The organism is Nostocoides vanveenii, from assembly GCF_039531165.1.
Taxonomy (GTDB): domain Bacteria; phylum Actinomycetota; class Actinomycetes; order Actinomycetales; family Dermatophilaceae; genus Nostocoides_A; species Nostocoides_A vanveenii.
In genome coordinates, this window is the sequence record NZ_BAAAPN010000081.1 from 1 (window position 1) to 3,666 (window position 3,666).

The following is a 3,666-nucleotide window of genomic DNA, read 5'->3' on the forward strand; positions in this document are numbered from 1 at the left end:
ACGTCGTGTCGGGCAGATCCCATGACCGTCAGCGGGCAGAACTCATGACCGCCGGCGGGCAGCTTCATGGCCGTCTCCGGGCAGTTTCTCGTGTCCGTCGACACAAACGGATGGTCTTCCACAACTGCCTCGCCCTGGCCGTCGAACGCGAGCTGCTCACGGCCAACCCGCTTGGCCGCGTCCGGTGGCGTCCGGCGAAGAACACCGAGGCCGTCGACCCCGCCACCGTCGTCAACCCCACCCAAGCCCGTGCCCTGCTCGACGCCGTCCGCCAGGTGCCGGGCGGGGAACGCTACGTCGCCTTCTTCGGCCTGCTCTACTACGCCGGCGCCCGACCCTCCGAAGCGATCGTCCTGCACTGGGACGACATTCAATGGCCCGAACGCGACGGCGACTGGGGCTGGCTCCGACTACGACGCTCCCAAGCCGCCATCTCCAGCGCCTGGACCGACACTGGGCACCTCGGCCCACGCCAACTCAAGCACCGCCCCATCGGAACCATCCGACCCGTTCCCTGCGCCCCCGAACTGCTCGAACTCCTGCAAGCCCATCGCAACCTCTCCTCGAGCGTGGACGCTCGCGTCTTCAGCGGACCGCACGGCGCCGACCTACGCAACGAGACCTACGACGCGTCTGGCAAGCCGCCCGGGAGCACGCGCTGACCCGCCAGCAAGCGGCCAACGGACTGGCCAAGACTCCCTACACGCTGCGCCACGCCTGCGTCTCTACGTGGCTCGCGGCCGGCGTCGACCCAACCCAAGTCGCCGCCTGGGCCGGCCACTCCGTCTCCGTCCTCCTCCGCGTCTACGCCCACGTGATGGATCAGGGATCAACCGACGCGTTGGCAAGGATCGCAGACGCAATGCAGGATCGCCCGCCTCATCCAGGGCACCTCGGATGAGCACTCGTAGTCGGCGATCGGCGGACCGTGATCGACAATCAGAAAGGCAGACCTGCTGGGCCGCCAATGCGCTCCCGTCGCGCCCAGGTGACTCACGAGGCCTCGTGAGTCACCTGGGCTAGCTTCGGCCGAAGACCTTTGTGGCGGCCCGCCAGAACTCATCGCCCAGAACCGCCCGAATGAGAACGAGGACCAGGTGGGCTGTTAGTCTCAGCAATCGTGCTGGGAGCTGAGCTAGCCGCTGAGTACCCAAAATAGCACTCAAGAGGGATTGGTTCCTCTCGCTCCCGTGCATGGTGAACAGGGCCCAGCCGGCGAGAACGGAGACCTTGGCTGCAAGCTCCACGTTGTTGTCAAAGGACAAAGCTAATGCCAACGGTCCCCCAACGGCGATAGCTGGCACCAACGGCGGTACGAATAACGGCCTTGGCCATGGTGACAGCAGCAAGACTGCCGCGGCGACCACTTCAGGAAGCGCGTAGTGCCATGAACCCAAGCCAGTAGTGGCCGGGAGAAGACCCGAGCACGCGACGGCGGCAGCGCACGACCGTCGCCACGGAGAGAGACGTTGGCCCTCTATGTTGTAGAGCGCGGTCTCGGCGCCCTCTCTTGTCTGCTCGGATTTGATCAATTTGAAGACACTCTTGGTTTCGGCGAGCAAACGAGCCCTCCTGGCAATCCAGAGCAACTGTGGCTTGGCGAGGATCCCGGGGTGAACAAATGGCTGTCCGCTGGTGTCGTCAACCGCACCGTTGAATTCCATGGCCCAGCCCGCGCTTGCGGTTGCCATGCCGAGCAGCCACGCGAAGCCTAGGACTGTCACGGCGACGCCAGGGTCGACGACACTATCAAGAAGAATGTAGGCGACAAACGCGCGCAACGCATAGCCTGACCCCACCGCAACGAAGAGGATCCCCCCCTCTGTTTGAGCGGTGTCCCAGAGATTTCGAAGATGGTCCTGGGGTAGTGGCTCAAGTTTCTCAGCGGGAATTTTCGCTACCGCATTGCGATACCTGAAGCGGCATATCTCGCGCGGTATCTCGTATGCATAAAAGGAAGAGAGGAAGAGAATGATAACCCAAGTGGCAACCTCTGGCTGCAGGAGGTGGTTCGTCGTGGTCGTGGTGTAGAACAGCCAGATTCGCAGGCATGAGACAACGACGGCTACAATCACCTGCAGTGGCGTATACGGCTTCTGCGGGTCATTTCTCCTGTTGCTCGGGAGAGTCCAGTTCCCGCTGGGATTCTCTCGCACCCCGTTCAGCAGGTAGCGAGTCTGATAGAGAATCAACTCGAACGCCAACAGGCCAAGGAGAAAGCGTCGCCAGTTTAGGTCATGGGGGTGGATGACGGATAGGGTAACGGTCACGGCGATGACCACGCCGTGGATCTCTTTCATGGCTGACAGCGGTCTGGGAAAGATGCATCGCCATATAAAATGACTCCACCCGACGTATTCGCTCCGTATGCCCTTGCTCTTGCGGAGGTCGCGCTTCTTCGCGATCTCCGCAAGATATTCAAACGAGCTGTGTGTAGCGCCGGAATTGTAGATCGCGAGGCAGATGAGGGTTACTATTCCGTAGCCTACGAAGCCTGCTGTCTTGAGGTTCGGGTTATGAACGCGACTAACGATTACGGCGACCGTGACAGCAATTGTTCCGAGGATGGCTCCTGCGAGGATCACGTAGAAGATTCGAAGGGGAAGCAGTTGCTTCGCCTCACCGCCGAAGAGTGCGCCGTTGAGACGTGATAACGCCGGTGCGCGAAGCTTCGCGCCAGGCGACTCCGCATCGCCGGAGATCGCGCGCTCGATGTTGCGCGTGTACTTTCCAATCACCCTCGCCACGAGGTAGACGTAACCAAGGGCCAGTACCGTGAGCAGTGGGACCAGGGGAATCACGAGCAATTGAGTGTCGGTGACGCAGGAAGGTTGATTCGGATTCGTGCAGGTGGGAGGCAGATTGGTGAGAAAGCCGACAACGAGGGGTGCAGCGATTGCTCCAACGGCGACTGAGGCGGCGAGCAGCGAAAATTCCACTTGGTAAAGAGATGAAAGATGCTCCAGCCAGGGCCCTTTATCAGCCTTATCTGGCAATTCCAATTCTGGATCCACCTATCGCTCCCGCCCATCGTTTCTGAACAGCGGTTTGAGTGCTTTGTCTCCCCAGCGAGCGAGCGGACGACGGCGTTGCATGTCGAGGCTAGGTACGTGAATGATCGGAACCCCCAACCTGGCGGCGAGTAGGCCGTCCGCGAAGAGCTGGTCGCCGATGACGCAGGAGATGTCACCGGGGAGGCGCCACAGTCGGGTGAACGGCTTTCTGGCGCGAGCGACGACCGGCAATCGACTGTCGAGCTGTTCGGCGCCACCTCGATTGGTGACAACTAGGACGCCATGCCCGTTCGCGAGAATGGGTCCGAGTACAGCCAAGAGCGCGCTACGAGACGCGTTGAGCGGGAATCCCGTGGGGCCAAGCGTGCCGTCGAGATCAACCAGAACGGTGCCTGGGCGAGCACGGGCGTGTTGAACGGCCTCTTGAAGATCTCGGGCGGTTACGACCGACCAGCGCATCCGGGCTCCGTAGGGTGTGACAGGGTCACGAAACTACCGGATGGCGGCCAATCACGGCTTGCAATCAGCAATTGGACTGAGCGGGCAGACCTGTCAAGGGCCAGTAGGAACTGCCCAGTGGCGGTCATGAGACCTGCCCGCTGACGGTCATGAGAACTGCCCGGTGGTGGCCATGGGATCTGCCCATGGGGGC

General features: G+C 61.7%; 2 protein-coding genes. One reads left to right on the top strand and one right to left on the bottom strand.

The window, feature by feature from the left end; translation table 11 throughout:
- Window positions 1-110: 110 nt before the first annotated feature.
- The gene (locus ABD209_RS15625) at window positions 111-662 is read left to right on the top strand and encodes a hypothetical protein (protein ID WP_344067858.1); all 552 of its coding nucleotides are present in this window, start codon (window positions 111-113) and stop codon (window positions 660-662) included.
- A gap of 357 nt (window positions 663-1,019) precedes the next feature.
- Here the strand turns inward: ABD209_RS15625 and ABD209_RS15630 are convergent, their stop codons facing one another.
- Window positions 1,020-2,939, bottom strand: a complete 1,920-nt coding sequence (locus ABD209_RS15630) for a hypothetical protein (protein ID WP_344067860.1) — start codon at window positions 2,937-2,939, stop codon at window positions 1,020-1,022.
- Window positions 2,940-3,666 lie beyond the last annotated feature (727 nt).

Coding starts and splice junctions, on each gene's coding strand:
- ABD209_RS15625 (WP_344067858.1), top strand. CDS start 111: ATGGTCTTCCACAACTGCCTCGCCCTGGCCGTCGAACGCGAGCTGCTC.